Source organism: Lysobacter sp. 5GHs7-4 (assembly GCF_021284765.1).
GTDB lineage: Bacteria > Pseudomonadota > Gammaproteobacteria > Xanthomonadales > Xanthomonadaceae > Lysobacter.
Genome location: NZ_CP089924.1, coordinates 3569646 through 3594320, shown reverse-complemented (window position 1 = coordinate 3594320; position 24675 = coordinate 3569646). Strand labels below are relative to the sequence as shown.

Genomic DNA, 24675 nt, shown 5'->3' with positions numbered 1-24675 from the left:
CGGACGCGCATGGCGATGCGGCTTGCTTGCGGGCTGTCTGCAGCTGGCGGCCGTGGCGGGAGAACCGCCGCTGCCGACGTCGGCGCCGTCCGAACAAGGCTATTCGGCGGCGCGCCTGCAACGCCTGCACGATTTCATGGGCAAGACCACGGACGCGCACGGCTACCTGGGCGGTGTGACGCTGATCGCGCGCAACGGCCGCATCGTCGACTGGCGCGCCTATGGCTATCGGGATCTGGCACGCAGCCGGCCCCTGCAACGCGACGACATTTTCCGCATCTACTCCATGAGCAAGACGGTCACCTCGGTGGCGGTGCTGATGCTGATGGAGGAGGGGCGGTTCGCACTGGACGATCCGATTTCGCGTTATCTGCCCGGCTTCGAGGCTCAGCAGGTGGTGGCCGGCGGCAGCGTCGACCGGCCGCAACTGCGCGCGCCGGCGCGGCCGATCACCATCCGTCACCTGCTGACCCACACCGCCGGCTTCGCCGCGGGGCGCCCCGGCGACGAGGTTGCGCTGGCGTTGCTGCAACGCGCCGATCCGCATGCCGCCACCGACTTGCGCGGCTTCGTGCAGCGCCTGAGCGCGGTGCCGCTGGCGGCGGACCCGGGCACCCGCTTCGGCTACGACGGCGCGGCGCTGGAAACCCTGGCGCGGCTGGTCGAAGTCGGCAGCGGCCTGAGTTTCGACGAGTTCCTGCAGCGACGCGTGTTCGCGCCGCTGCGCATGCGCGACACCGGATTCAGCGTGCCGGCCGCGCAACGCGAGCGCGTGGTCGACATCACCGTCATGGGCGCGGACGGCCGCCTGCACCTGGACGACGGCCCCAGCGCGAGCGAGCCCGGCGCGCCGCTCAATGCCTATCCCAGCGGCGCGGGCGGCCTGTATTCGACCGCCGGCGACTACGCGCGCTTTTGCCAGATGCTGCTCAACGGCGGCAGCCTGGACGGCGAGACCCTGCTGGGCCGCAAGACCGTCGAGCTGATGCTGCGCAATCATCTGACCATGCTGAGTCCGCCCGTGACCCAGTTCAGCGATGCCGAGGGTTTCGGGCTGGGCGGTTACGTGGTGCTGGATCCGGCGCTGCGCGGACAGCCCGGATCGGTGGGTCAGTTCGGCTGGTCGGGCGCGGCGTCCACCAGCTACACCATCGACCCGCAGGAGCGCCTGCTCGCGATCCTGCTGCTGCAGCACTTGCCGCGCGAGGATCGCGCCGACCTGCCGCGCGTCTCGCGACCGTTCTACGGCTTGGTCTACCAGGGCCTGACGCCATGAGCGCGCGTATCGGAACCGTGCTGGTGGCCGGCTCGGCCAACCTGGATTTCGTGGTCCGCGCCGCGCGTGTGCCGGCGCCGGGCGAAACCGTGCTCGGACGCGGGCTGGCGACCTATCCCGGCGGCAAGGGCGCCAATCAGGCGGTCGCCTGCGCCCGCGCCGGCGCGCCCACGCGCCTGCTGGCGGCGTTCGGCGACGATGCCTACGCCGCGCCCATCGAGGCTTCGCTGCGCACGGCCGGCGTCGACGTGCAGGCGCTGCGGGTCGCCGATCGCGCGACCGGCACCGCCTTCATCTGCGTGTCGGACGACGGCGAGAACGCCATCACCGTCGCGCCCGGCGCGAACGCCGCGCTGCGCGCCGAGCATTTGCCGGACTTGAGCGGCGTGGCCTGCCTGCTGCTGCAGTTGGAAACGCCGTTGGCGACGGTCGAGGCCTGGGCAAAGGCCGCGCGCGCGGCGGGCGTCAGAGTGCTGTTGAACGCCGCGCCCGCGCACGTGCTGTCGCCCTGTCTTTTGGGCGCGGTCGATGTGCTGATCGTCAATGAGGGCGAACTGGCCGCCATCACCGGCGTGCACGGCGACCTGGTCACGGCCCTGGCGAACCTGCAGCAGGTGCCCTGGGTGATCGTGACCCTGGGCGCGCGCGGGTGCTGCGCGCGCATCGACGGCGAGCTGCTGCATCAGGCCGCGTATCCGGTCGCGGCCATCGACACCACCGCCGCCGGCGACACGTTCTGCGGCACACTGGCGGCGGCCCTGGCCGCGGGCGAGGGCGCCGCGGCCGCGTTGCGCCGTGCCAGCGCGGCATCGGCGCTGGCCTGCACCCGGCCGGGCGCGCAATCCAGCGTGCCGGCGCGCGCCGAGGTCGATGCGTTGCTGGCCGGCGCTCACGCGCGCGACGCGCAAGTCGCGCCATCCTGAGCCTGCGACGGCGTCCTTTCCCCCTTCCGATCTCCCCTGCGATCCGATTCCGATGACTTCCAGCTCCGACCCCAACACCCCCGATCCCGCCGACGCCGACGAACGCCGTCCGGTACGCAACGAGTACAAGTTCTCGCACGTCACCACCCAGCGCTATCTGCCGGTGCCGGGCAAATCGCCGGGGTGGCCGTTCGCCGAGATCGGGCACTGGAAGATGGACGTGGACGGCAGCCTCGACGACTGGATCGCCGAGCTGGTCGATTGGCGCCGCGAGCACCTGACCCGCATCGGCTACGACGACGCCAATTACCGCCGGCCCGAGCTGCAATGGGCGCAGCGCAACTTCGTGCACGCGCAGATGATGGCCGAGGACCGTTACTTCTACGATCCGGTCGAGGGGCGCTATACCGTCGCGCGCTATCTGGACGATCTCAAGCAACGCTACGGCGGCATCGACAGCGTGCTGATCTGGCATGTGTATCCGAACATCGGCATCGACGACCGCAACCAGTTCGATCTGGCCGGCGACCTGCCGGGCGGACTGGACGGCTTGCGCGAGGCGATCGCCGAGTTCCACCGCCACGGCGTGCGCGTGCTGCTGCCGACCATGCCCTGGGACAACGGCACCCGCGACGACGGCCGCAGCGATTGGGAATCGATGGCCGAACTGGTCAAGGCGACGGGCGCGGACGGCATCAACGGCGATACCTACAACGGCGTGCCGCGCGCGTTCTTCGATGCCTGCGATGCACTCTGCCATCCGGTGGTGCTGCAGCCGGAGTCCACCATCAGCGCCGAGGAAGCGCTGATCTGGAACGTGCAAAGCTGGGGCAAGAAGGCGCCGAACGAACCGGTGCCGCCGGTGGCCAAGTTCAAGTGGCTGGAACCGCGCCACATGATCAACTACGAGAACCGCTGGGGCCGCGACCGCAACCACGACCTGCAGTACATCTTCTTCAACGGCGTCGGCTACAACGCCTGGGAAAACATCTGGGGCCTGTGGAACCAACTCACGCCGCGCGACGCCGAGAGCCTGCGCCGCATCGCCGCGATCGAGCGCCGCTACGCCGCGTGCATGGTCAGCCAGGATTGGCGCCCGTACGAGCGCACCTTGCAGGCCGGCGTGTTCGCCAGCCGGTTCCCGCATGCGGGCACGACGCTGTGGACGCTGGTCAACCGCAACGAGTACGAGGTGGCGGGCGAGCAGTTCGCGGTGCCGCATCGGGATGGGCGCCGCTATTTCGATGTCTGGAACGGCGTCGCGCTGGAGCCGCGCCTGCACGACGGACGCGCCGTGTTCGAGTTCGCCCTGGAAGGCCGGGGGTTCGGCGCGATCGCGGCGGTCGATGCGGGCGTCGAAGACGAGGGGTTCGACGCGTTCCTGGCCGGCATGGCCGAGCGCGCGGCCACGCCGCTGGGCGAGTACTCCAGCCGCTGGCGCGCGCTGACGCAGGAACTGGTGGCGATCGAGGCCACCGCGCCGGTATCGGCGGCGCCGGAGGGCATGATCGCGATCCCGGGCGGCGACTTCGATTTCGTCGTCGGCGGCGTGCAGATCGAGGGCCAGACCTGGGAAGGCGCGGACGTGCAGTATCCCTGGGAATCCAGCGCGCGCCGCAGTCACCGTCGGCGCATGCGCATGCGTGCGTTCCATATCGACCGCACGCCGGTCACCAACGCGCAATACCTGGAGTTCGTGCGGGCCAGCGGCTATCGGCCGCGCGACGACCACAACTATCTGCGCGACTGGATCGACGGCGCGCCGCCGCCGGGCTGGGGGCGCAAGCCGGTGACCTGGGTCGGGCTGGAGGACGCACGCGCTTACGCGCAGTGGGCAGGCAAGCGCCTGCCGCGCGAATGGGAGTGGCAGTACGCCGCGCAGGGCAGCGACGGCCGCCGCTATCCCTGGGGCGACGACTGGCGCGACGACGCCGTGCCTGCGACCCATCGCGGGCGCCGCCTGCGCGCGCCCGACGATGTCGACGCGCACCCGGCCGGCGCCAGCCCCTTCGGCGTGTTGGACCTGGTCGGCAACGTCTGGCAGTGGACCGACGAGTACCGCGACGAGCACACGCGCGCCGCGATCCTGCGCGGCGGCAGCTACTACCAGCCGCAAACCTCGCACTGGTATTTCCCGCAGGCGCACCGGCTGGACCAACACGGCAAGTATTTGCTGATGGCGCCGTGCAAGGACCGCTCCGGCTGCGTCGGTTTCCGCTGCGTCGTCGATGCGGTCTGACGCCATGACGAGCTCATCCGCCTCGGCCTCGGTGCGCTTGCAGGGCTTGCTGGGCGAGGCGCTGGACGCCAATCTGGCCGGCCGCCTGTCGCACTTCATCGTCGACGAGCGCAGCCCGGCGATCGCGATCTTCGCGCCCGAGGCGCGCGCCGGGAATCAAGAGGGCGATTGGTACGGCGAGCACGCCGGCAAGTGGCTGGTGGCCGCGGCCAAGGCTGCCGCGCGCTCGGGCGACGCCGAGCTGTTGGCGCGTGTGCGTCGCGTCTGCGATTTCCTGGTCGCCAGCCAGGAGGCCGACGGCTACCTGGGCACCTACGCGCCCGAGCGCCGCTTCATGCGCAAGCAGGCGCCCAAGCCGTTGAGCTGGGACGGCGCGCCCAGCCTGCGCACCTGGGACATCTGGACCCACGCTTATCTGATCCTGGGCTTGCTCGAAGTCCATCGCCATTTCCCCGAGCCGCGCTACCTGCAGGCCGCGCGCCGCATCGGCGACCTGTGCGCGCAGACGCTGGGCGAGGGCGGCATCGACATCACCGACCTGGGCAACCATCACGGCATGTCGGCGACGGTGCTGATGGACCCCGCGGTCGAGCTGTACTTCGCCACCGGCGAGCGCCGTTACCTGGATCTGGCCACGACCGTGCTGGAGCAGGCCGACCGGCATCCCGAACTCGCGCTGCTCAGCCGCGCTCTGGCGGGCGCGGACGCCGCCGAGATCGCCACCGGCAAGGCCTATCAGCTGTGCTGGAACCTGGTCGGCCTGGCCAAGCTGCATCGCGCCACCGGCGTCGCCGCGTACCGCGACGCGGTCGAGCGCCTGTGGCGCAGCATCCGCGACCATCACCTCAGCCTGGGCGGCGGCCCCTGGGGCGGCGTCGCCCACCGTTCGCGCGAAGTGTTCAACGCGCCCGGCGCGTTCAGCCCGCACGGCTACGTCGAAACCTGCTCCACGCTGGCCTGGATCCAGCTCAACCGCGAGCTGCTGGCGATCAGCGGCGAGGCGCGTTACGCCGAGGAGATCGAACGCTCGGCCTACAACGACCTGCTCGGCGCGCAGGCGCCCAACGGCGAGGACTGGTGCTACTACGTTTACCCGAACGGCCGCCGCGTGCACACCACCTACTGGCGCTGCTGCAAGTCCAGCGGCGCGATGGCGTTGGAGGAGCTGCCCGCGATCGCCTACCGGCACGACGGCGAGTCCGCCGTCGCGGTGAACCTGTACGGGCCGGGCCAGGCCGAGATCGCGCTGGGCGCGGCCGGCACGGTGCGCCTGCAGCAGATCACCGGCTATCCGTTCGAAGGCGAAGTGCGTCTGCGCGTGGGAGTGGAGCGCGAAGCGCGGTTCGCCTTGAAGTTGCGCCTGCCGTCCTGGACCGAAGGCGCGACCGTGCGCGTCAACGGCGACACGGTCGGCGCCGTGGTCGAGCACGGCGGTTACGCCGTGCTCGACCGCGTCTGGCGCGACGGCGACGAGGTCGCGGCGACGTTCCCGATGCGCCCGCACGGACACCGTGCGCTCAACCGCAACGTGCAGGAGTCGCGCGCGCCCGATGGCAGTCCGGTGCGCCAGGAAGTGCTGCGTCAGGAGTACCTGGGCATCACCTACGGGCCGCTGGTGTATGCCTGCGGCCTGATCGACGGATTCAAGACCGAGGAGACCCTGCGCCTGCCGATCGCGCCGCAGAGCGACTGGCTGCTGCCGGCGCTGGGGTCGGACGGCACGCCGGTCGTCGAGCTGCGCCTGGGCTACCGTTCGCCGCTGTTGTTCGAGCCGTACTACCGTGCCGGCGGCCGCGTCGACGGCGCCTGGCGCCTGACCTGGATGTCCTTGACGCCGGAGCCCGCGGCATGAGCGCGCGTGCCGCCGCCAAGCAATATTTTGTGGCGCCAGAACATATGCGGCCTGCCTGTTTCTTTTCGCGCGCAGCGCGCACAGTGCAGCGCACATCACGCCAGGAGCTACATGGACGCGCAGCGTATGGACGCATTCCGACCTGACCCCGGCGCCGGCCGCGCGACGCCCTCGGGTCCGCTGGCCGGCGTGCGCGTGCTCGATCTGAGCGCCTACATCGCCGGCCCCTACGGCTGCGCGCTGCTCGCCGACCAGGGCGCGGACGTGATCAAGATCGAGCCGCCCGACGGCGACAATCTGCGTCAATACCCGTCGACCCTGCCCAGCGAGAGCCGCGCCTTTCTCGGCGTGAACCGCAGCAAGCGCGGCATCGTGCTGGATCTCAAGCAGGCCGCCGATCACGCTGCGTTGTTGCGCCTGGTGCGCGAGGCCGACGTGCTGGTGCACAACTTCCGGCCCAGCGTGCCGCAGCGGCTGGGTATCGACTTCGAGCGCCTGAGCCTGATCAACCCGCGCCTGATCTACTGCGCGGTGACCGGCTACGGCGAGACCGGGCCGATGAAGGACAAGGCCGGTTACGACCAGGTACTGCAGACGATGACCGGCATGTGCGCGCTGCAGGGCCGGCGCGGCGGCCCGCCCGAGATCATCTACGGCTCGGTGGTCGACTACTACACCGCCGCCCTGTTGGCCGCGGGCGTGTCCTCGGCGCTGTACGAGCGCGAGCGCAGCGGCCTGGGCCAGTTCGTCGGCGTGTCGCTGCTGCGCAGCGCCCTGACCATGCAGTCGGCGCGCATGATCTGGGCCGAGGGCGAGTCGCTGGACATCGGCCGCGACATGCGCTCCGGCGGCGTCACCGGCATCCATCCCACCCGCGACGGCCACATCTACATTTCCGCGAACACGCCGCGGTTCTGGAAGGCCTTGTGCGAGAAAACCGGCCTGGACGACCTGGCCGCGCAACCGCGCTACGACAGCGTGCGCAAGCGCGCCGAGCATGCGGCCGAGATCGTGCCGCGCCTGCACGAGGCGCTAGGCCGGCGCGGCGCGATGGAATGGGAGACGCTGTTCGGCGACGAGGTGCCGTGCGCGGCCGCGCGCCGCATCGAAGACATGTTCGAGCATCCGCAGGTGCAGGCCGAAGGCATCGTCGGCACCCTGGAGCACCCGCGTGTGGGCCGCTATCGCGCGGTCGCGCAGTCGATCAAGTTCGGCCGCACGCCGGGCCCGGTGCCGTTCGCGGCGCCGATGCTGGGCCAGCACACCGAGGCGGTGCGGGCCGCGATCGAATCGGACGCGGACGCCGACTGAGCGCGATCCTGCGCGGCCTGGACGTCACTGCCCCGCCGACCGGGAGTACGAACCGCGATGGCCGTCGCGGTTTGATGGCCGTGCCGATGGCTCATCGAGCCGCCCACGAGGCCGCGCCCGCCGAGATTTGATGCGCCCAGCCCCGTTTGCGCTGTCGTCGCGGCCCGCAAACCGGCCCGCACGAACGCCGTGCGTGCGGCGCAGGTCATTGGCGGGAAAGGGATTGCCCCAAGCACCCTGCCTGAACGGGCCCGTCCGGCCGTCCTGAAGCCCCGCCCGTGGGCCGCCCTCGGCAAAGAACGTATTAGAATCATCCGCTTGCATAGCTTCGGCGGCGTCCGATGCCAGCCGGCGGCGCGGGCGTGAGTGTCCCTTCAGCTCGCCTCCCGTATGGTGCGGGCGGCTCCGATATCCGGTTCGACCGGCTCGGGGCCGGTCTGGGTCATCGGATTGGCGACGGCGTGCGGTTTACTTTCTTCATCAGGGAGTGTCTGAGTGTCTACTTGGTTGGTGACCGGCGGCGCCGGTTTCATTGGCGGTAATTTCGTACTCGAAGCGGTGCAGCGCGGTATCAAGGTGATCAACCTCGACGCGCTGACCTATGCCGGCAACCTGGACACCCTGAGCCCGCTGGACGGCGACGAACGCCACGTGTTCGCGCAGGGCGACATCGGCGATGCGCAGCTGGTCGCGCGCTTGCTCGCCGAACACCGCCCCGACGCGGTGATCAACTTCGCCGCCGAAAGCCACGTCGATCGCTCGATCGACGGCCCGGCGGCGTTCGTGCATACCAACGTGGTCGGCACCCTGAGCCTGCTCGAACAAAGCCGCGATTACTGGAAGTCGCTGGACGCGGCCGGCCGCGATGCGTTCCGCTTCCTGCACGTGTCCACCGACGAGGTCTACGGCAGCCTCGGCGACAGCGGCAAGTTCAGCGAAACCACGCCCTACGCGCCGAACTCGCCTTACTCGGCGTCCAAGGCGGCATCCGACCATCTGGTGCGCGCGTTCCACCACACCTACGGGCTGCCGGTGCTGACCACCAACTGCTCGAACAATTACGGCCCGTACCAGTTCCCGGAAAAGCTGATCCCGCTGATCATCGCCAAGGCGCTGGCCGGCGAACCGTTGCCGGTCTACGGCGACGGCCTCAACGTGCGCGACTGGCTGTACGTCGGCGACCACTGCGCAGCGATCCGGCGCGTGCTCGAAGCCGGCCGCCTGGGCGAGACCTACAACGTCGGCGGCGACGCCGAACGCCAGAACATCGTCGTGGTCAAGACGATCTGCGCGCTGCTCGATCAGCGCCGTCCGCTCGCCGACGGCCGCGCTCGCGAATCGCTGATCACCTACGTCAAGGACCGCCCCGGCCACGACCGCCGTTACGCCATCGACGCCTCCAAGCTGCAGGGCGAACTGGGCTGGGCGCCGACGGTGACCTTCGAGGAAGGCATGGCGCGCACGGTCGACTGGTACCTGCAGCATCAGCCGTGGGTGCAGCGCGTGCTGGACGGCAGCTATCGCTTGGAACGCATCGGCCAGGCTTGAGGACGACCATGAATCGCAAAGGCATCATCCTCGCCGGCGGCTCCGGCACCCGGCTGTATCCGATCACCCAGGCGATCAGCAAGCAGCTGTTGCCGGTGTACGACAAGCCGATGATCTACTACCCGCTCAGCGTGCTGATGCTGGCGGGCATCCGCGACGTGCTGATCATCAATACGCCGCACGAGCAGGCGCTGTTCCGCCACCTGCTGGGCGACGGTTCGCGCTGGGGCATGAACATCGAGTACGCGGCGCAGCCCAGTCCGGACGGCCTGGCCCAGGCGTTCCTGATCGGACGCGAATTCCTCGCCGGCGGCCCCAGCTGCCTGGTGCTGGGCGACAACATCTTCCACGGCCCCGGCCTGACCGCGATGCTCAAGCGCGCCGGCCAGCGCGAGCAGGGCGCCACCGTGTTCGGCTACTGGGTCAACGATCCGGAACGCTACGGCGTGGCCGAGTTCGACGGCGAGGGCCGGGTGATCGGCTTGGAAGAGAAGCCCGCGCAACCGCGCTCCAACTACGCCGTCACCGGCCTGTACTTCTACGACGGCCGCGCCAGCGACTTCGCCGCCGAGCTCAAGCCGTCGCCGCGCGGCGAGTTGGAGATCACCGATCTCAATCGCCGCTACCTGGACGAAGGTTCGCTGCATCTGGAACAGCTCGGTCGCGGCTATGCCTGGCTCGACACCGGCACCCATCAGTCGCTGCTGGAAGCGTCCAACTTCATCGAGACCATCGAGGCGCGCCAGGGCCTGCGCATCTGCTGCCCCGAGGAAATCGCCTGGAACAACGGCTGGATCGACGGCGACCGCCTGACCGAACTGGCCGCGCCGCTGGCCAAGAACGGTTATGGCCAGTATCTGCTGGGCCTGGCCAAGCGGGGGTTCGTGCCGTGAAGCTAATCGAGACCGATCTGCCGGGTTGCGTGGTGATCGAGCCGCAGGTGTTCGGCGACGCGCGCGGCTACTTCTTCGAGTCCTTCAACCGCGACAAGCTCGCGGCGCACGGACTGACGCCCAACTTCGTCCAGGGCAACGTGTCTTCCTCGGCGCGCGGCGTGCTGCGCGGCCTGCACTACCAATGGCCCAATCCGCAGGGCAAGTACGTGTCGGTGATCGAAGGCGAGGTCTGGGACGTGGCCGTGGACATCCGCCGCGGCTCGCCGCACTACGGCCGCTGGACCGCGGTGCTGCTCAGCGCCGAGAACAAGCGCCATTTCTGGATACCGGAAGGGTTCGCGCACGGCTTCTGCGTGCTCAGCGAACGGGCGGTGTTCACCTATCTGTGCACCGAAACCTACGACGCCAAGGCCGACGCCGGCATCCGCTGGGACGACCCCGCGCTGGCGATCGACTGGCCGCTGAGCGAGCCCTCGCTGTCCGACAAGGACGCGCGCGCGCCGCTGCTGGCCGAGGTGGCCGAAGAGCGGTTGCCCCTCTACACGGCATGAGTTCGCAGGGATGAAGATTCTGCTGCTGGGCGCCAACGGCCAGGTCGGCCAGGAACTGCGGCGCAGCCTGGCGCCGCTGGGCGAGGTCGTCGCGACCACGCGCACGGGCGCGCTGCCGGATGGCGGACGCTGCGAGGCGCTGGACGTGAACGACCTGGATGCGATCGCGCCGTTGGTCGAGCGCGTCCGGGCCGACGTGATCGTCAACGCCACCGCGCACACCGCCGTGGACCGCGCCGAGGACGAGCCGGAAGCGGCGTTCCGCGCCAATGCGCAAGCGCCCGGGCGGCTGGCCGAAGCCTGCGCCGCGCAGGGCGCGACCCTGCTGCATTACTCGACCGACTACGTCTTCGACGGCAGCGGCACGCGTCCGTATCGCGAAGACGATCCGACCGCGCCGTTGGGCGTGTACGGCGCCAGCAAGCTCGCCGGCGAGCAGGCCATCGCGGCCAGCGGCGCGCGCCATCTGATCCTGCGCACGGCCTGGGTCTACGCCACCCACGGCGCCAATTTCCTGCGCACCATGCTGCGCGTGGGCGCCGAGCGCGACGAGTTGCGGGTGGTGGCCGATCAGGTCGGTTGCCCGACGCCGGCGTGGCTGATCGCCGACGTCAGCGCCGAAATCCTGCGCCAGGGCATCGCCGAATCGGGCGTGCGCCATCTGGTCGCCGCTGGCGAAACCACCTGGCATGGCTTCGCCGAAGCGATCTTCGAGCGCGCGTACGCGCTGGACTTGATCGCGCGCAAACCGTTAGTGCACCCGATCGCGACCGCGGACTACCCCACACGCGCGCGCCGCCCGGCGTACTCGGTGCTGGACACGACGCGCCTGCGTGGAGAATTCGGGGTGACGCTACCGGACTGGCGCAGCGCGCTGGACAGCACCCTGACGACCGATTCGGCAAAGTCGCAAGCCTGATCCGGCCACGGGTAGGGGCCTGTATGCCCTTACCCGTTGGATGGGTTAGGCTAGGCGCGAGCCGTTTTTTCGCGTCGCTTTAGGGGATAACCGAAATGAAAAAGCTGCACCTCGCGGTGCTGGGCCTGGCGCTGTGCGCGGCCTCAGCGCAAGCCGCCGATGCGCCGTCCGGCGCGCCTTCGATCGCCGACTTCGTGCGCCATCCGACCTACAGCGGCGCCAAGATCTCGCCTAGCGGCGAGTATCTGGCGATGACGGTCGATCGTGGCGATCAGGACGTGCTGACCGTGCTGCGCACCAAGGACCTGAGCGTGGTCAAGGTCAATCAGCTGCCCGACGAGAAGAGCGTCGGCCAGTTCGAATGGGTCAGCCCGGAACGGCTGATCTTCAATTCCGTACGTAAGCTCGGCCGCTACGCGCAGCCCTTCGGCACCGGCGAATGGTACGGCGTCAACGCCGACGGCACGCAGCCGCGCCCGCTGGTGTTCTACGGCACCCGCGATGCCACTCAGCGCGGCAAGCAGGTCGGCAACGAGCGCTTCCAACTGCTCGACACGCTGCCCGACGACGACGTCAACGTGATCATGACCGTGACCTCGCCGCGCTCCAGCGAAGGCGTGGGCACCGAGCTGGTCCTGTTCGACACCCTGACGGGCCGTCGCAAGTCGCTGGCGCGCGCGCCGCGCGAGAATTGCGAGATCGCGCTCGATGCCGCCAAGGCGCCGCGCTTCGCGATCTGCTACGACGACGAAGACGCGCAGGGCAACTTCGACAGCCAGAACGAACTCTACCGCCGCGGCGACGACGGCAAGTGGACCCTGGTCAACAGCTCCAAGAGCTCGGGTAAGCACCTGAGCGTGATCGGCACGTCCACCGACGGCCTGATCTACGCCAACCAGAGCGACGGCAAGAAGCCCGAGGCGCTGGGCACCATCGATCCGACCACCGGCGCGTTCAAGACCCTGTTCGAAGATGCGGTGTCCGATCCGGCCGGTTACATCACCTCGGCCGACGGCGACACCATCCTGGGCGTGATCACCGAGGCCGGTGCGCCGCGCGTGACCATGGTCGACGAGAAGCACGCCGATGCCGAGATCTACGCCTCGCTCGCGGGTGCGTTCCCGGGCCAGCTGGTGCGCTTCTCCAGCGCCACCAAGGACGGCAAGAAGATCGTCGTCTCGGTGGTCAGCGACAAGAACCCGGGCGAGCTGTACTTGTACGACCGCGACACCGGCAAGGCGCGCTTCCTGATGCAGGGCCGCAAGTGGCTGGACCCGAAGAAGATGGCCAGCGTCAAGCCGTTCTCGATGACCACCCGCGACGGTCTCAAGATTTACGGCTACCTGACCATTCCTAACGGTTCCGACGGCAAGAACCTGCCGATGATCGTCAACGTGCACGGCGGCCCGATGGGCCCGCGCGACGACTGGGCGTTCAATTGGGAAACCCAGCTGCTGGCCAGCCGCGGCTACCTGGTGATGCAGATCAACTACCGCGGTTCGGGCGGCTTCGGCAAGGAATTCCAGGACAAGGGCTACGGCACCTGGGCCACCGGCATCATGAACGACATCATCGATGCCACGAAGTGGACCATCAACCAGGGCTACGCCGACGGAGACCGCGTCTGCATTTACGGCGGCAGCTTCGGCGGCTACGCCTCGCTGATGGCGCCGACCATCGACCAGAAGCTGTTCAAGTGTGCGTTCGGCTATGTCGGCGCCTACGACATCGACGTGCAGCTGACCAAGAGCGACACCTCCGAGCGCGAGTCCGGCCGTCGCTACATGGCGCGCGCCTTCGGCAAGACCAAGGCCGAGCAGGACGCCATGTCGCCGGTCAAGCATGCCGACAAGTTCAAGATTCCGGTCTACCTGGCTGCCGGCGCACGCGATCCGCGCTGCCCGCCGGAGAACACCGAGTCGATGAACAAGGCGCTGATCGCGGCCGGCAATCCGCCGGAGGGCATGATCATCCAGTCCGGCGAGATGCACGGCTTCTACAAGGAGGAGAACAACCAGCGCCTGTACGGCGAGATGCTGGGCTTCTTCGACCGCCACATCGGCGGCAAGGTCAACGTGGGCGGGGCATCGAAAGCGAACTGAGTTTCGCCCGTCCCAGGTAAGCGGTAATCTGCGGCCACCTTCGGGTGGCCGCAGCTGTTTTGGGGGCAAGGTGCCATCGGGCACCAGAAATATCGGATTCAGGGGGAAGCATGAAGAAGTGGGTATGCACCGCGGCCCTGGCCGTGGGGTTGGTGCTGGCCGTGCCGGCCTTGGCCGCGGTCAATGTGGACCTGTTCGTACGGCGGGACCGCTTCAACGAGATCAAGCTGTCGCCCAATGGCGAGTACCTGGCGGCGACCGTCCCCATGGAGGACCACACGCTACTGGTGGTGATACGGCGCTCCGACGGCAAGATCACGGCGGATTTCCGCTTGCAGAAGAACACGCATGTCTACGATTTCTGGTGGGTGAACGCCGATCGGGTGTTGCTGACCATGACCCGGACGCACGGCGATATCGATACGCCGGCCCGGGACGGCAACCTGTTCGCGATCAATGCCGACGGATCGGAGGCGGAGTTGCTGGTGGGGCAATCGGTCAAGGGGGAGGGGCTCAGGACGCGAATTCAGCCGAAGAAGGTCGAGGCCGTGATGGCGGAACTCACCGACGACCTGCGCCAGGACGATAAGAACGTCATTGTTTCGGTGTCGCATTTCGGCTACGACACTTACGCGCGAGCCGAGAAAATGGACGTTTATACAGGGCGTCGCGTTCCGATGGCGCGTGCGCCGATCAACAATGCGCACTTCGTGACGGACAATCGCGGCGTCGTGCGGTTTGCCTACGGTTTCGACACCGACAATCAGCGCAAGCTGTTTTATCGTGCCGAGCAGGATGGTGCCTGGAAGCAGATCGGCGACGAGCAGGGCCCCGAGGGGGCGGAACAGCCGCTCGGGTTTTCGCAGGACGACAAGCTCGCCTACTTTCTGGCGGAGCGTAAGGAGGGTCCGGACGCGATCGTGTCCTACGATCCGGCGACCGGACAGCGCGAGCAGGTCCTGCGCGATGCGGCGCTGGACCCGGATGAAATCATCTATCAGCAGGGAACGATTCCGGTAGGTGCGTTCTTCGTGGGTGCCAGGCGCGAAGCCAGGTTCTTCGTACCCGGAACGCTCGAGGCGGAGATCTATCGAGTCTTGAGCCCATCGTTCGCAGACGACTCCATACGCATCACCTCGATGACCGACGATCGCAAGCTCGCGCTGGTCGAGGTCGGCGGCGGGCGAAATCCCGGCGATTTCTACCTCTACGATGTCGCGGCCAAGAAGGCCGATCATGTGATGAGTCGTAGGAGCTGGTTCGATCCCGCGCAAATGGCCGAGAAGCGCGAGATCGCGCTCAAGGCCCGCGACGGATTGGAACTGCGCGGCTACCTGACGCTCCCCAGGGGCAGCTCCGGCAAAAGCCTGCCAATGGTGGTGCTGCCCCATGGCGGCCCGTTCGGGGTTAAGACGCCTTGGGGCTTCGATGCTGAGCCGCAGATGCTGGCTTCGGCCGGTTATGCCGTGCTCCAGGTCGATTTTCGCGGATCCGGCGGCTACGGCCGCGCCTTCGAATGGGCCGGCGCGCGCGAGTGGGGCGGCAAGATGCAGGACGATGTGACCGATGCCACCCGCTGGGCGATGCAACAAGGAATCGCCGATCCCGCGAGGATCTGCATCTACGGCACCAGCTACGGCGCATACGCCGCCCTGATGGGCGCGGCCAAGGAGCCGGGGTTGTACAAATGCGCGGCCGGCTACGCCGGCGTGTACGATCTGCCGGCCTTGCACGTCTCGGGCGCCATCCAACGGCGCGAATCCGGCGAGGCTTACCTGCGCGACTGGGTGGGCCCGCGCGATGCGCTCGCCTCCGTATCGCCGATCCATATGGCCGATCGGATCAAGGTGCCGGTGTTCCTGGCCGCGGGCGGCCGAGACATGCTGGCACCGATCGAACACAGCATCGCCATGGAAGGCGCGCTCAAGAGGGCGGGCGTACCGGTCGAAACGCTGTACTACGACATGGAAGGCCATGGGTTCTATACGGCGGAACATAGGTTGGAGTACTACACGAAGCTGCTGGCGTTCTTGGCCCGCAATCTCGGCGGCGAGGTCGCGATGCCGGCGCCAAAGAAGAAGTGATGTGAAATGAAAGATCGAATTCGGTTGTTCTTAACAGCGTTACACAGGGGATCATGATGATGAGGCGGAGTTTCGGAGTAATGGTGCTGTGCGCGGCCGCGTTCGCTGCGCCGACGGCAGTGCCGGCGGCGGTCAACGTCGACGCCTATATCAAGAAAGACCAGTTCGAAGACGTGAAGCTGTCGCCCAACGGCGATTACCTGGCGGCGACGGTGCCGTTCGAGGACAAGACCGCGCTGGTGATCCTGCGTCGCTCGGACAACAAGGTCACCGCCAATTTCCGGCTCGAGAAGAACACCCACGTCGCGGGCTTTTGGTGGGTCGGTCCGGAACGCGTGGTGATCAGCATGTCGCGCAAGTTCGGGTCGCTGGACGAGCCGCTGCTGGACGGCAACCTTTATGCGATCAACGCTGACGGCACCCAAGCGGGTCTGTTGGTTGGGCAGAGCGTGCAGGGCGCAGGCCTAGGAACCAAGATCCAACCTAAGAAGGTCGAGCAAATCGCCGCTTTCCTTGTGGACGATCTGCCGGCGGACGACAAGAACGTGATTATCTCGGTCTCGCCGTTCAGCCAGGATCCCTATACCCGTGCCGAGAGGCTCGACGTTTTCACCGGTCGCCGTGCGCAGTTGGCGCGTGCACCCGTGCGCAATGCGGATTTCATCACCGATAACCAGGGAGTTGTTCGCTTCGCCACCGGTGTGGGAGCGGATAACGTTCGGAAGCTCTACTACCGAACCGGCGATGGCACGGAGTGGAAGCTGATCAGCGACGAATTGGTTGCGGACGGCGTTGAATGGCCGATCGGATTCTCTGCCGACGACAAAATCGCCTACTTGCAGGTCGATCACAAGGAAGGCCCCGATGCGATCGTTTCATTCGATATTGCGTCGGAGACACGTAAGGAAGTAGTGCGCGACAAGGTGGTTGATCCCGATTCGATCATCTACCAAGGCGCGACATCGATCCCCGTTGGCGTGATGTTCGCCGACGGTAAGCCGCGCAGTGTGTTCTTCGATACGGCTGCACCGGAGGCGAGGCTGTACCGCAGTCTGGAGGCGGCATTCGGAGGGGATGTCGTCCATATCACTTCAAAGACCTCGGATGGGCGACTGTTGCTGGTGCAGGTATGGAGCGACCGAAATCCAGGCGATTTCTACCTATTCGACACCGTGGCGAAGAAGGCCGAGCATCTGTTGAGCCGACGTGACTGGTTCGATCCGGCGGGAATGTCCGAGATGCGTCCGATCAAGTACACGGCACGCGATGGATTGGAGATCCATGGGCTTCTGACCGTGCCGCATGGATCGAGCGGTAAGCAATTGCCCCTGATCGTAATGCCGCATGGCGGGCCTTTCGGCATCAAGGACGAATGGGGCTTTCAGACCGATTCGCAGATTTTGGCGGCCGCAGGTTACGCCGTGCTGCAGGTCAACTATCGCGGCTCCGGTGGGTATGGCCGCGCCTTCCAGGTAGCGGGCGCCAAACAGTGGGGCGGCACGATGCAGGACGACCTGACCGACGCCACGCGCTGGGCGATCAAGGAGGGTGCAGCTGATCCGTCCAGGATCTGCCTGTATGGCGCCAGCTACGGTGCCTACGCTTCGCTGATGGGCGTGGCCAAGGAGCCGACTTTGTATAGGTGCGCGGTCGGCTACGTCGGCGTTTACGACTTGCCGGCGATGATCAAGGAGGATACCCCGGGCGGTACTGACCGTAACAAGATCTGGTCCGCCGAATGGGTGGGCGATGATCCCGCCAAGCTCGCGGCCGTTTCGCCGAACCGCATCGCGGAGCGCATCAAGGTTCCCGTGTTTTTGGTTGCCGGCGGCGAAGATAAGGTTGCGCCGATAGAGCACAGCAAAATGATGGAGCGAGCCCTTGTGAAGGCAGGAGCTTCAGTCGAAACGCTGTACTACGACACCGAGGGCCACGGCTTCTACACCCAGCAGCATCGGCGCGAGTACTACACGCGCTTGCTGGCCTTCCTGTCGCGTCACCTCGGCGGGCAAGCCGCTGCGGCGCCGGCAGCAGCCGGCGGCAAGTAAAGCCGTTCTGTTGCGCGGCCACGTGCCGCCTCAGCGGGAAAAGAAACGGCGCCGAAAGGCGCCGTTTCTTCTTGAGCGACACGGGGCCTCACTTCACCCCGTGCATCCACTTGCGCAGCAGCGGCGACAGCACGAAGTACAGCACGCCCGAGCCGATGCCGATCCACATCATCAGCTGGAACAGCTCGCCGTACTTGGCGCTGGCGGCGGCGAAGTCGACCGCGGCGCCCTCCGGCAGGTCCAGCGAGGCCAGCTTGCCGAACTGCGCGGCCAGCACTTCCGAGTACGCCGTCGCCAGCCAGAAGCCGCCCATCATCAGGCCGACCACGCGCGCCACCGACAGCTGGGTGACCGCGGACAGGCCGATCGGCGACAGGCACATCTCGCCGACTTCGAGCACGAAGTAGGCCAGCACCAGCCACCACACGCTGGCCATGGTGCCGCCGGCGGTGGCCTGCGCGGCCATCATCAGCGGCACGAACGCCAGGCCGGCCACGATCAGGCCGATGGCGATCTTGGCCGGCTTGCTCGGGTTGAGGCCGCGCCGCTCCAGCCACGGCCACAGCCAGGCGAAGATCGGCGACAACACGATGATGAAGAACGCGCCCAGGAAGGTCAGCGAACCGGCGGTCTGCGGTTTCAGCACCACGTCGTGGAAGCAGGCCACCGCCAGCCCCAGGCCCAGCAGGCCGACCATGGTCTTGGCCAGGCCGGCATTGCCGCGGTCGCTGGCCTTGAGCGCCGCGATCATCAGGAACGGGCTGGCCGCCAGCAGGAACAGCGACCACGGCAGCGCACCGCTGCTGAAACCGCTGAGGCTGGGGAACATGTCCTTGGTCAGCAAGCGGTCGCTGAAGGTGATCCAGCTGCCGTAGGTCTGCTCGTACAGGGTGAAGAACACCAGCACGCCGACGATCATCAACAGCAGCGAGATCATCTGCTCACGTTGCACCTTGGTGCATTGCGTGACCAGGAAGTAGACGAACCACAGGCCGAAACCGGCCGCGATCAGGTGCATGGCGCCATGCACGGTCTCGGTGCGCTGGATCAGCTGCCACACCACGGCCACGCCGGCGAACGAGCCGATGTAGATCCACCACTCGCGCGGCAGGCCGGCGACGCGTTCGCGCAGTACGGCGGGATTGGAGGGATCGGCATGGCCGTACAGGTATTTCTGGCCCCAGATGAACATGATCAGGCCGGCCACCATGCCGACGCCGGCGGCGCCGAAGCCGTACTTCCAGCCGTAGGTTTCGCCCAGGAAGGCGCAGATCAGGCTGGCGAACATCGCGCCGACGTTGATGCCGGCGTAGAACAGGGTGAAGCCGGAATCGCGGCGCGGATCGTTCTCGGGATAGAGCTTGCCGACGATGGTGGAGATGTTGGGCTTGAGAAAGCCCACGCCCATGATGATCAGCGACAGCGAGAGGTAGAACACCTGCAGCGCGCCCTGGTCGCGCTGGATCGTGCCGTCGGCCAGGCGGGTGGCCGCATGGCCCTCGTAGGCCATGCCCATGTGGCCCAGCACCAGCAGCACGCCGCCCAGTACCACCGCCTTGCGCATGCCCAGGTAGCGGTCGGCCAGCAGGCCGCCGATCACCGGCATGGCGTAGACCAGGCCGCCGTAGGCGCCCAGCAGGTCGTAGCCGGCGTCGTCGGTGAACAGGTGGTACTTCAGCAGGTACAGCAGCAGCAGCGCCTTCATGCCGTAGAAGGAGAAGCGCTCCCACATCTCGGTGAAGAAGCACACGTACAGGCCCTTGGGATGGCCGAAGAACTCGCCGTTGGCCGGCGTCGATGCGGTTGCGGGTACGGTCACAACGGGCTCCGTAGGGAGGGCATTCGGGACAATCGGGGGAGTATAGCGGCGTCGGCCCGGGCGGCCGGCCCGGGCCGGAGCGGGCCGGGGCGGACCTTGGGCCTTTGCGGCCCCCGGCCCGGACCCCTACCATCGGCGTTTTGGTCCCGCCCGGAGTTGCCATGAACCTGCGTCACGCCGTCCTGCCGCTGCTGATCGCGGCCGCGTTGCCCGCCACCGCCACCGCCGCGCCGCGCGGTTTCGAGGTGCGCGACATGGCCACCATGGACCGCGTGTCCTCGCCGACCGTGTCGCCGGACGGGCGCCGGCTGGTGTTCGCCAAGCGCAAGGTCGACTTCGCCGGCAACAAATCCAGCACCGGCCTGTTCGTGGAGGATCTGTTCGCGCGCGATGCGGCGCCGCCGCAGCCGCTCACGCCCGCCGGCTGGAGCGTGAACTCGCCGGCGTTCTCGCCCGACGGCCGCACCGTCTACTTCCTGAGCGCCAAGTCCGGCAGCCAGCAGCTGTATTCGATCGCGGCCAGCGGCGGCACGCCCAAGCAACTGACCGCGTTCGCGGCCGATGTCGGCAGCTACCAGCTCTCGCCCGACGGCAAGCGCGTGGCGTTCAGCGCCGAGACCTATGTGGATTGCGCTTCCGATCTCAACTGCAGCAAGAAGCGCGTCGACGAGCGCGCCGCCAGCAAGGCCAGCGGCGTGGTCTTCGACCGCATGTTCGTGCGCCATTGGGACGCCTGGAACGACGGCCGCCTGAACCGTCTGTTCGTGACCGCCTTGCCGGTGGCGAATAAGCAGGGCGCGATCAAGCCCGTCGCCAGCGCGACCCTGGTCGGCGGCGACGTGATCGGCGACGTGCCCTCGCGTCCGTTCGGCGACAGCGGCGAGTACACCTGGGCGCCGGACGGTCAGTCGCTGGTGCTGAGCGCGCGTCAGGCCGATGCCAAGGAGCCGTGGTCGACCAACTTCGATCTGTACCGCGTCAGCGCCGACGGCAGCGGCACGGCGCGCAACCTCACGCCCGACAATCCGGCCTGGGACACCGGCCCGGTGTTCAGCGACGACGGCAACACGCTGTACTACCGCGCGATGAAGCGTCCGGGCTTCGAAGCCGACCGCTTCGGCCTGATGGCGTTGGACCTGGGCAGCGGCCAGCGCCGCGAGATCGCGGCGAAGTGGGACCGTTCGGCCGATGGCATCGTGCTGTCCGCCGACGGCAAGACGATCTACACCACTGCGCAGGACATGGGCCAGCTGCCGGTGTTCGGCGTGGACATCGCCAACGGCAGCGCCACCCGCCTGATCGGCGACGGCAGCGTGTCCTCGCTGGTGCGTGGCGGCCCGACGTTCGCCTTCACCCGCAACAGCCTCAAGAGCGGCGACCAGGTCTTCGTCGGCGGCATCGACGGCGCGCCGGTGCGCGCGATCACGCCCAGCGCCAGCGAAATGCTCAAGGACGTGAGCTTCGGCGACTACGAGCAGTTCGAGTTCAAGGGTTGGAACGGCGACACCGTGCGCGGCTACGTGGTCAAGCCCTGGAACTATCAGGAAGGCCAGCGCTATCCGGTCGCGTTCCTGATCCACGGCGGCCCGCAGGGCAGCTTCGGCGACGGCTGGAGCTACCGCTGGAATCCGCAGACCTACGCCGGCCAGGGCTATGCGGTGGTCATGATCGACTTCCACGGTTCCACCGGCTACGGCCAGGCCTTCACCGACGCGATCAGCCAGCATTGGGGCGACCGTCCGCTGGAGGATCTGCAGAAGGGCTGGGCGGCGGCGCAGAAGAAGTACAGCTTCCTCAACGGCGACAAGGCCTGCGCGCTGGGCGCGTCCTACGGCGGCTTCATGGTCAACTGGATCGCCGGCAACTGGAACCAGCCGTGGAAGTGCCTGGTCAATCACGACGGCGTGTTCGATCAGCGCATGATGGGTTACGCCACCGAGGAGCTGTGGTTCACCGAGTGGGAGCAGGGCGGCACGCCGTACGAGGTGCCGAAGAACTACGAGCGCTTCAACCCGGTCAATCACGTCGACAAGTGGCGCGTGCCGATGCTGGTGGTGCACGGCCAGCAGGACTTCCGCATCCCGGTCGAGCAGGGCCTGGCCGCGTTCACCGCGCTGCAGCGTCAGGGCATCGCGTCCAAGTTCCTGTATTTCCCCAACGAGAACCATTGGGTGCTCAAGCCGCAGAACAGCGTGCTGTGGCACGACACGGTCAACGGCTGGCTGAAGCAGCATATCGGTCAGTGAGGCGTCGGGCCGCGCGCGCGGCGATGCTGCGTAGCAGGCAAAGGCCGCCTTCGGGCGGCCTTTTTTGTCGGCTCCCTCCTTTGAAAAAGAAGGGTTGGGGAGGATTCGCTTTCGACCTCAGGCGATGCGGATGGCAAAGCGAATCCCCCTCAGTCCCCCTTTTCCAAAGGGGGAGGCGGAAGCCCAAGCGGCCGTAGAATTCGGTAAGCCGTAGGCGCACCGCATCATGCGCGTCACCGAGCATGGCAATGATGCGGTTGTCACCGCACCCTACGAAAGAAAAAGGCCGCCCTTGGCGGCCTTTGTTTAGTGCATTAGGCTTCAACAACAACGCGAACGCCCCTTGCCGTAGCGCGCCATCATGCGTTCGTGGAAGAAAGCGTCGCGCGACATCGGCTCCAGCCCCGGATGCGCGCGCTGCATGTGCTCGACGTAGTAATCGTAGTCCGGTATCCCGATCGCCAGGCGCGCGGTCTGCGCCGCCGTGCGCCACCAGCGCAGCAGCAGCGACGCGGCCAATGCGCCGCCGTCAACGAGCCAGCGTGTCCAGCGCGACATAGTCGCTCTCCTTGGCCGTGGCCGTGTTGGCGCGACGCGCGGCGAAGGCCGCGCGCAGACCGAAGAACACCGTCGCGATCACCACCGCCACGAACAGCGCGGTCAGCCCGGCGTCGAGGTAGTTGTTGAACACCACCCGCTGCATCTCCTCGACCGACTTGGCCGGCGCCAGCACCTCGCCGCGCGCGGCGGCCTCGGCGAACTTGCGGGCGTTGGCGATGAAGCCGATCTTGGGATTGGGATCGAACAGCTTCTGCCAGCCCGCGGTGAGCGTGCAGATCAGCAGCCAGACGGTGGGAATCAGCGGAATCCACAGATACTTCTCGCGCTTCATCTTCACCATCACCACGCAGCAGAACACCAGTGCCAGGCCCGCGAGCATCTGGTTGGCGATGCCGAACAGCGGCCACAGCGTGTTGATGCCGCCCAAGGGATCGACCACGCCCTGGTAGAGGAAGTAGCCCCACATCGACACCGCGAGCAGAGTACTGGCGATGTTGGCGGCCCAGCTGTCGGTGCGCTGGAACGGCGTGTAAGCCAGGCCGATCAACTCCTGGATCATGAAGCGCGCCACGCGCGTGCCGGCATCGATGGTGGTCAGGATGAACAGCGCTTCGAACAGGATCGCGTAGTGGTACCAGAACGCCATCATGCCTTCGCCCGGAATCAGCCCGTGCAGGATCTGCGCCATGCCCACGGCCAGGGTCGGCGCGCCGCCGGTGCGGGACAGGATGGTGCTCTCGCCGATTTCCTTGGCGGTGGCGGTCAACACGTCGGGCGTGATCACGAAGCCCCAGTTGGAGATCGCGGCGGCGGCCGATTCGGCGGTGGTGCCGATCAGCGCGCCGGGTGCGTTCATCGCGAAGTACACGCCCGGCTGCAACACGCAGGCGGCGATCAGGGCCATGATCGCGACAAAGGCCTCCATCAGCATGCCGCCGTAGCCGACCAGGCGCACATCGCCTTCGTTGGAGATCATCTTGGGCGTGGTGCCCGAGGAGATCAGCGCATGGAAGCCGGACACCGCGCCGCAGGCGATGGTGATGAACAGGAATGGGAACAGCTTGCCGGAGAACACCGGTCCGGTGCCGTCGACGAATTGGGTCATCGCCGGCATCTGCAGTTGCGGCGCCGCGATCACGATCGCCAGCGCCAGCACCAGCACGGTGCCGATCTTGAGGAAGGTCGACAGGTAATCGCGCGGCGCCAGCAGGAACCACACCGGCAGCACCGAGGCGATGAAGCCGTAACCGATCATCAGCCAGGCCAGGGTGGTGCCCTTGAGGTGGAACATCTCGCCCCAGGTCGGATGCGCGGCGACCTGGCCGCCCAGCCAGATCGCCAGCAGCAGCAGGACGAAGCCGATCACCGACACTTCCAGGATGCGGCCCGGGCGGAAGTAGCGCAGGTACACGCCCATGAGGATCGCGATGGGGATGGTCATGGCGACGGTGAAGGTGCCCCAGGGGCTTTCCGCCAGCGCCTTGACCACCACCAGCGCCAGCACCGCCAGCAGAATCACCATGATCATCAGGATGCCGATCATCGAGATCACGCCCGCGGCCGGGCCCATCTCGGCGCGGATCATTTCGCCCAGCGAGCGGCCGTCGCGGCGGGTGGAGAAGAACAGCACCAGCATGTCCTGCACCGCGCCGGCCAGGACCACGCCGAACAGGATCCACAAGGTGCCGGGCAGGTAACCCATCTGCGCGGCCAGCACCGGACCGACCAGCGGGCCGGCGCCGGCGATGGCGGCGAAGTGGTGGCCGAACACGACGCTCTTTTCGGTCGGTACGTAGTCCAGGCCGTCGTTGCGGCGCCAGGCCGGGGTCGCGCGGCTGGGGTCGACGCCCAACGCGCGCTGGGCGATGTAGCGGCCGTAGAAACGGTAGGCGATGGTGAACGTGGAGACCGCCGCCACCACCAGCCACATCGCGCTGATGGATTCGCCGCGGTGCAGGGCCACGGTGCCCAGGCAGAACGCCGCCAGCACCGCCAACAGGCCCCAGCCGAGCCAGGACAAACCTTTCATATCGCGCCTCCGAATGGACCTGAGCAGCGTCGCCCCTGGGTCCGCCCGGGGTCAATGCGCAGTGCGGCATCGGGGCTAGTACTTTGGTCTAAGGGCCGGTGTCGGCGGCTGTTCATGGTTGCGACGCGGTCGTGGCGGCGCCGGGCTGGTCGTCGCGCCGTCGTGTCGGAGGAAGCGAGATCAAAATGGGTTCCGGCGTTCGCCGGAATGACGGGTGTGGGGATCCGGCGACGAGCGTCGCCGACACGCGCGGCTTTGGGGTAGGAGCGGC

At 67.4% G+C, this 24675-nt stretch carries 16 protein-coding genes; 13 read left to right on the top strand and 3 right to left on the bottom strand.

Annotated features, from left to right (window positions below; all coding sequences use genetic code 11):
- Positions 1–22: 22 nt before the first annotated feature.
- The 12 genes from LVB77_RS16260 to LVB77_RS16205 all read left to right on the top strand — a co-directional run bounded on the left by LVB77_RS16260 (position 23) and on the right by LVB77_RS16205 (position 17749).
- A complete protein-coding gene (locus LVB77_RS16260) occupies positions 23–1276 on the top strand; it encodes a serine hydrolase domain-containing protein (protein WP_232907121.1) in 1254 nt (417 codons plus the stop codon).
- Positions 1273–2199, top strand: coding sequence for a ribokinase (locus tag LVB77_RS16255; protein WP_232907120.1), 927 nt, complete (start codon positions 1273–1275; stop codon positions 2197–2199). Before LVB77_RS16260 ends, LVB77_RS16255 begins: the two co-directional genes overlap by 4 nt.
- Positions 2200–2251: 52 nt before the next feature.
- On the top strand, positions 2252–4438 hold the full coding sequence (locus LVB77_RS16250; RefSeq protein ID WP_232907119.1) for an SUMF1/EgtB/PvdO family nonheme iron enzyme: 2187 nt from the start codon (positions 2252–2254) through the stop codon (positions 4436–4438).
- 4 nt (positions 4439–4442) lie between these two features.
- Positions 4443–6290 (top strand): beta-L-arabinofuranosidase domain-containing protein, encoded by a 1848-nt coding sequence (locus tag LVB77_RS16245; protein ID WP_232907118.1) that lies wholly within the window; start codon positions 4443–4445, stop codon positions 6288–6290.
- Positions 6291–6401: 111 nt separating this feature from the next.
- A complete protein-coding gene (locus LVB77_RS16240; RefSeq protein ID WP_232907117.1) occupies positions 6402–7601 on the top strand; it encodes a CoA transferase in 1200 nt (399 codons plus the stop codon).
- 495 nt (positions 7602–8096) lie between these two features.
- Entirely contained in the window at positions 8097–9149 is a 1053-nt protein-coding gene (gene rfbB / locus LVB77_RS16235) for a dTDP-glucose 4,6-dehydratase (RefSeq protein ID WP_232907116.1), read from the top strand.
- A gap of 8 nt (positions 9150–9157) precedes the next feature.
- On the top strand, positions 9158–10042 hold the full coding sequence (gene rfbA, locus LVB77_RS16230) for a glucose-1-phosphate thymidylyltransferase RfbA (RefSeq protein WP_232907115.1): 885 nt from the start codon (positions 9158–9160) through the stop codon (positions 10040–10042).
- Positions 10039–10596 carry a dTDP-4-dehydrorhamnose 3,5-epimerase gene (gene rfbC / locus LVB77_RS16225; protein WP_232907114.1) on the top strand — a complete coding sequence of 186 codons (558 nt, stop codon included), beginning with the start codon at positions 10039–10041 and terminating at the stop codon, positions 10594–10596. The genes rfbA and rfbC overlap by 4 nt, the downstream gene beginning before the upstream one ends.
- Before the next feature lie 10 nt (positions 10597–10606).
- Entirely contained in the window at positions 10607–11515 is a 909-nt protein-coding gene (rfbD, locus tag LVB77_RS16220; RefSeq protein WP_232907113.1) for a dTDP-4-dehydrorhamnose reductase, read from the top strand.
- Positions 11516–11610: 95 nt separating this feature from the next.
- Positions 11611–13617, top strand: coding sequence for a S9 family peptidase (locus LVB77_RS16215; RefSeq protein WP_232907112.1), 2007 nt, complete (start codon positions 11611–11613; stop codon positions 13615–13617).
- A gap of 110 nt (positions 13618–13727) precedes the next feature.
- Entirely contained in the window at positions 13728–15701 is a 1974-nt protein-coding gene (locus LVB77_RS16210; protein WP_232907111.1) for a S9 family peptidase, read from the top strand.
- Positions 15702–16036: 335 nt separating this feature from the next.
- Positions 16037–17749 (top strand): S9 family peptidase, encoded by a 1713-nt coding sequence (locus LVB77_RS16205; protein ID WP_232907110.1) that lies wholly within the window; start codon positions 16037–16039, stop codon positions 17747–17749.
- Positions 17750–17837: 88 nt separating this feature from the next.
- Here LVB77_RS16205 and LVB77_RS16200 read toward each other — a convergent pair whose 3' ends face one another.
- Positions 17838–19568 carry an oligopeptide:H+ symporter gene (locus LVB77_RS16200; protein WP_232907109.1) on the bottom strand — a complete coding sequence of 577 codons (1731 nt, stop codon included), beginning with the start codon at positions 19566–19568 and terminating at the stop codon, positions 17838–17840.
- Between the two features lie 161 nt (positions 19569–19729).
- Between LVB77_RS16200 and LVB77_RS16195 the strand changes: the two genes are divergently transcribed.
- Entirely contained in the window at positions 19730–21814 is a 2085-nt protein-coding gene (locus tag LVB77_RS16195) for a S9 family peptidase (RefSeq protein WP_232907108.1), read from the top strand.
- 321 nt (positions 21815–22135) lie between these two features.
- On the opposite strand, the gene LVB77_RS16190 is transcribed toward LVB77_RS16195, so the two are convergent.
- Positions 22136–22372, bottom strand: coding sequence for a YbdD/YjiX family protein (locus LVB77_RS16190; RefSeq protein WP_343226207.1), 237 nt, complete (start codon positions 22370–22372; stop codon positions 22136–22138).
- Entirely contained in the window at positions 22344–24404 is a 2061-nt protein-coding gene (locus LVB77_RS16185; RefSeq protein ID WP_232907107.1) for a carbon starvation CstA family protein, read from the bottom strand. The genes LVB77_RS16190 and LVB77_RS16185 overlap by 29 nt, the downstream gene beginning before the upstream one ends.
- Between the last annotated feature and the right edge of the window lie 271 nt (positions 24405–24675).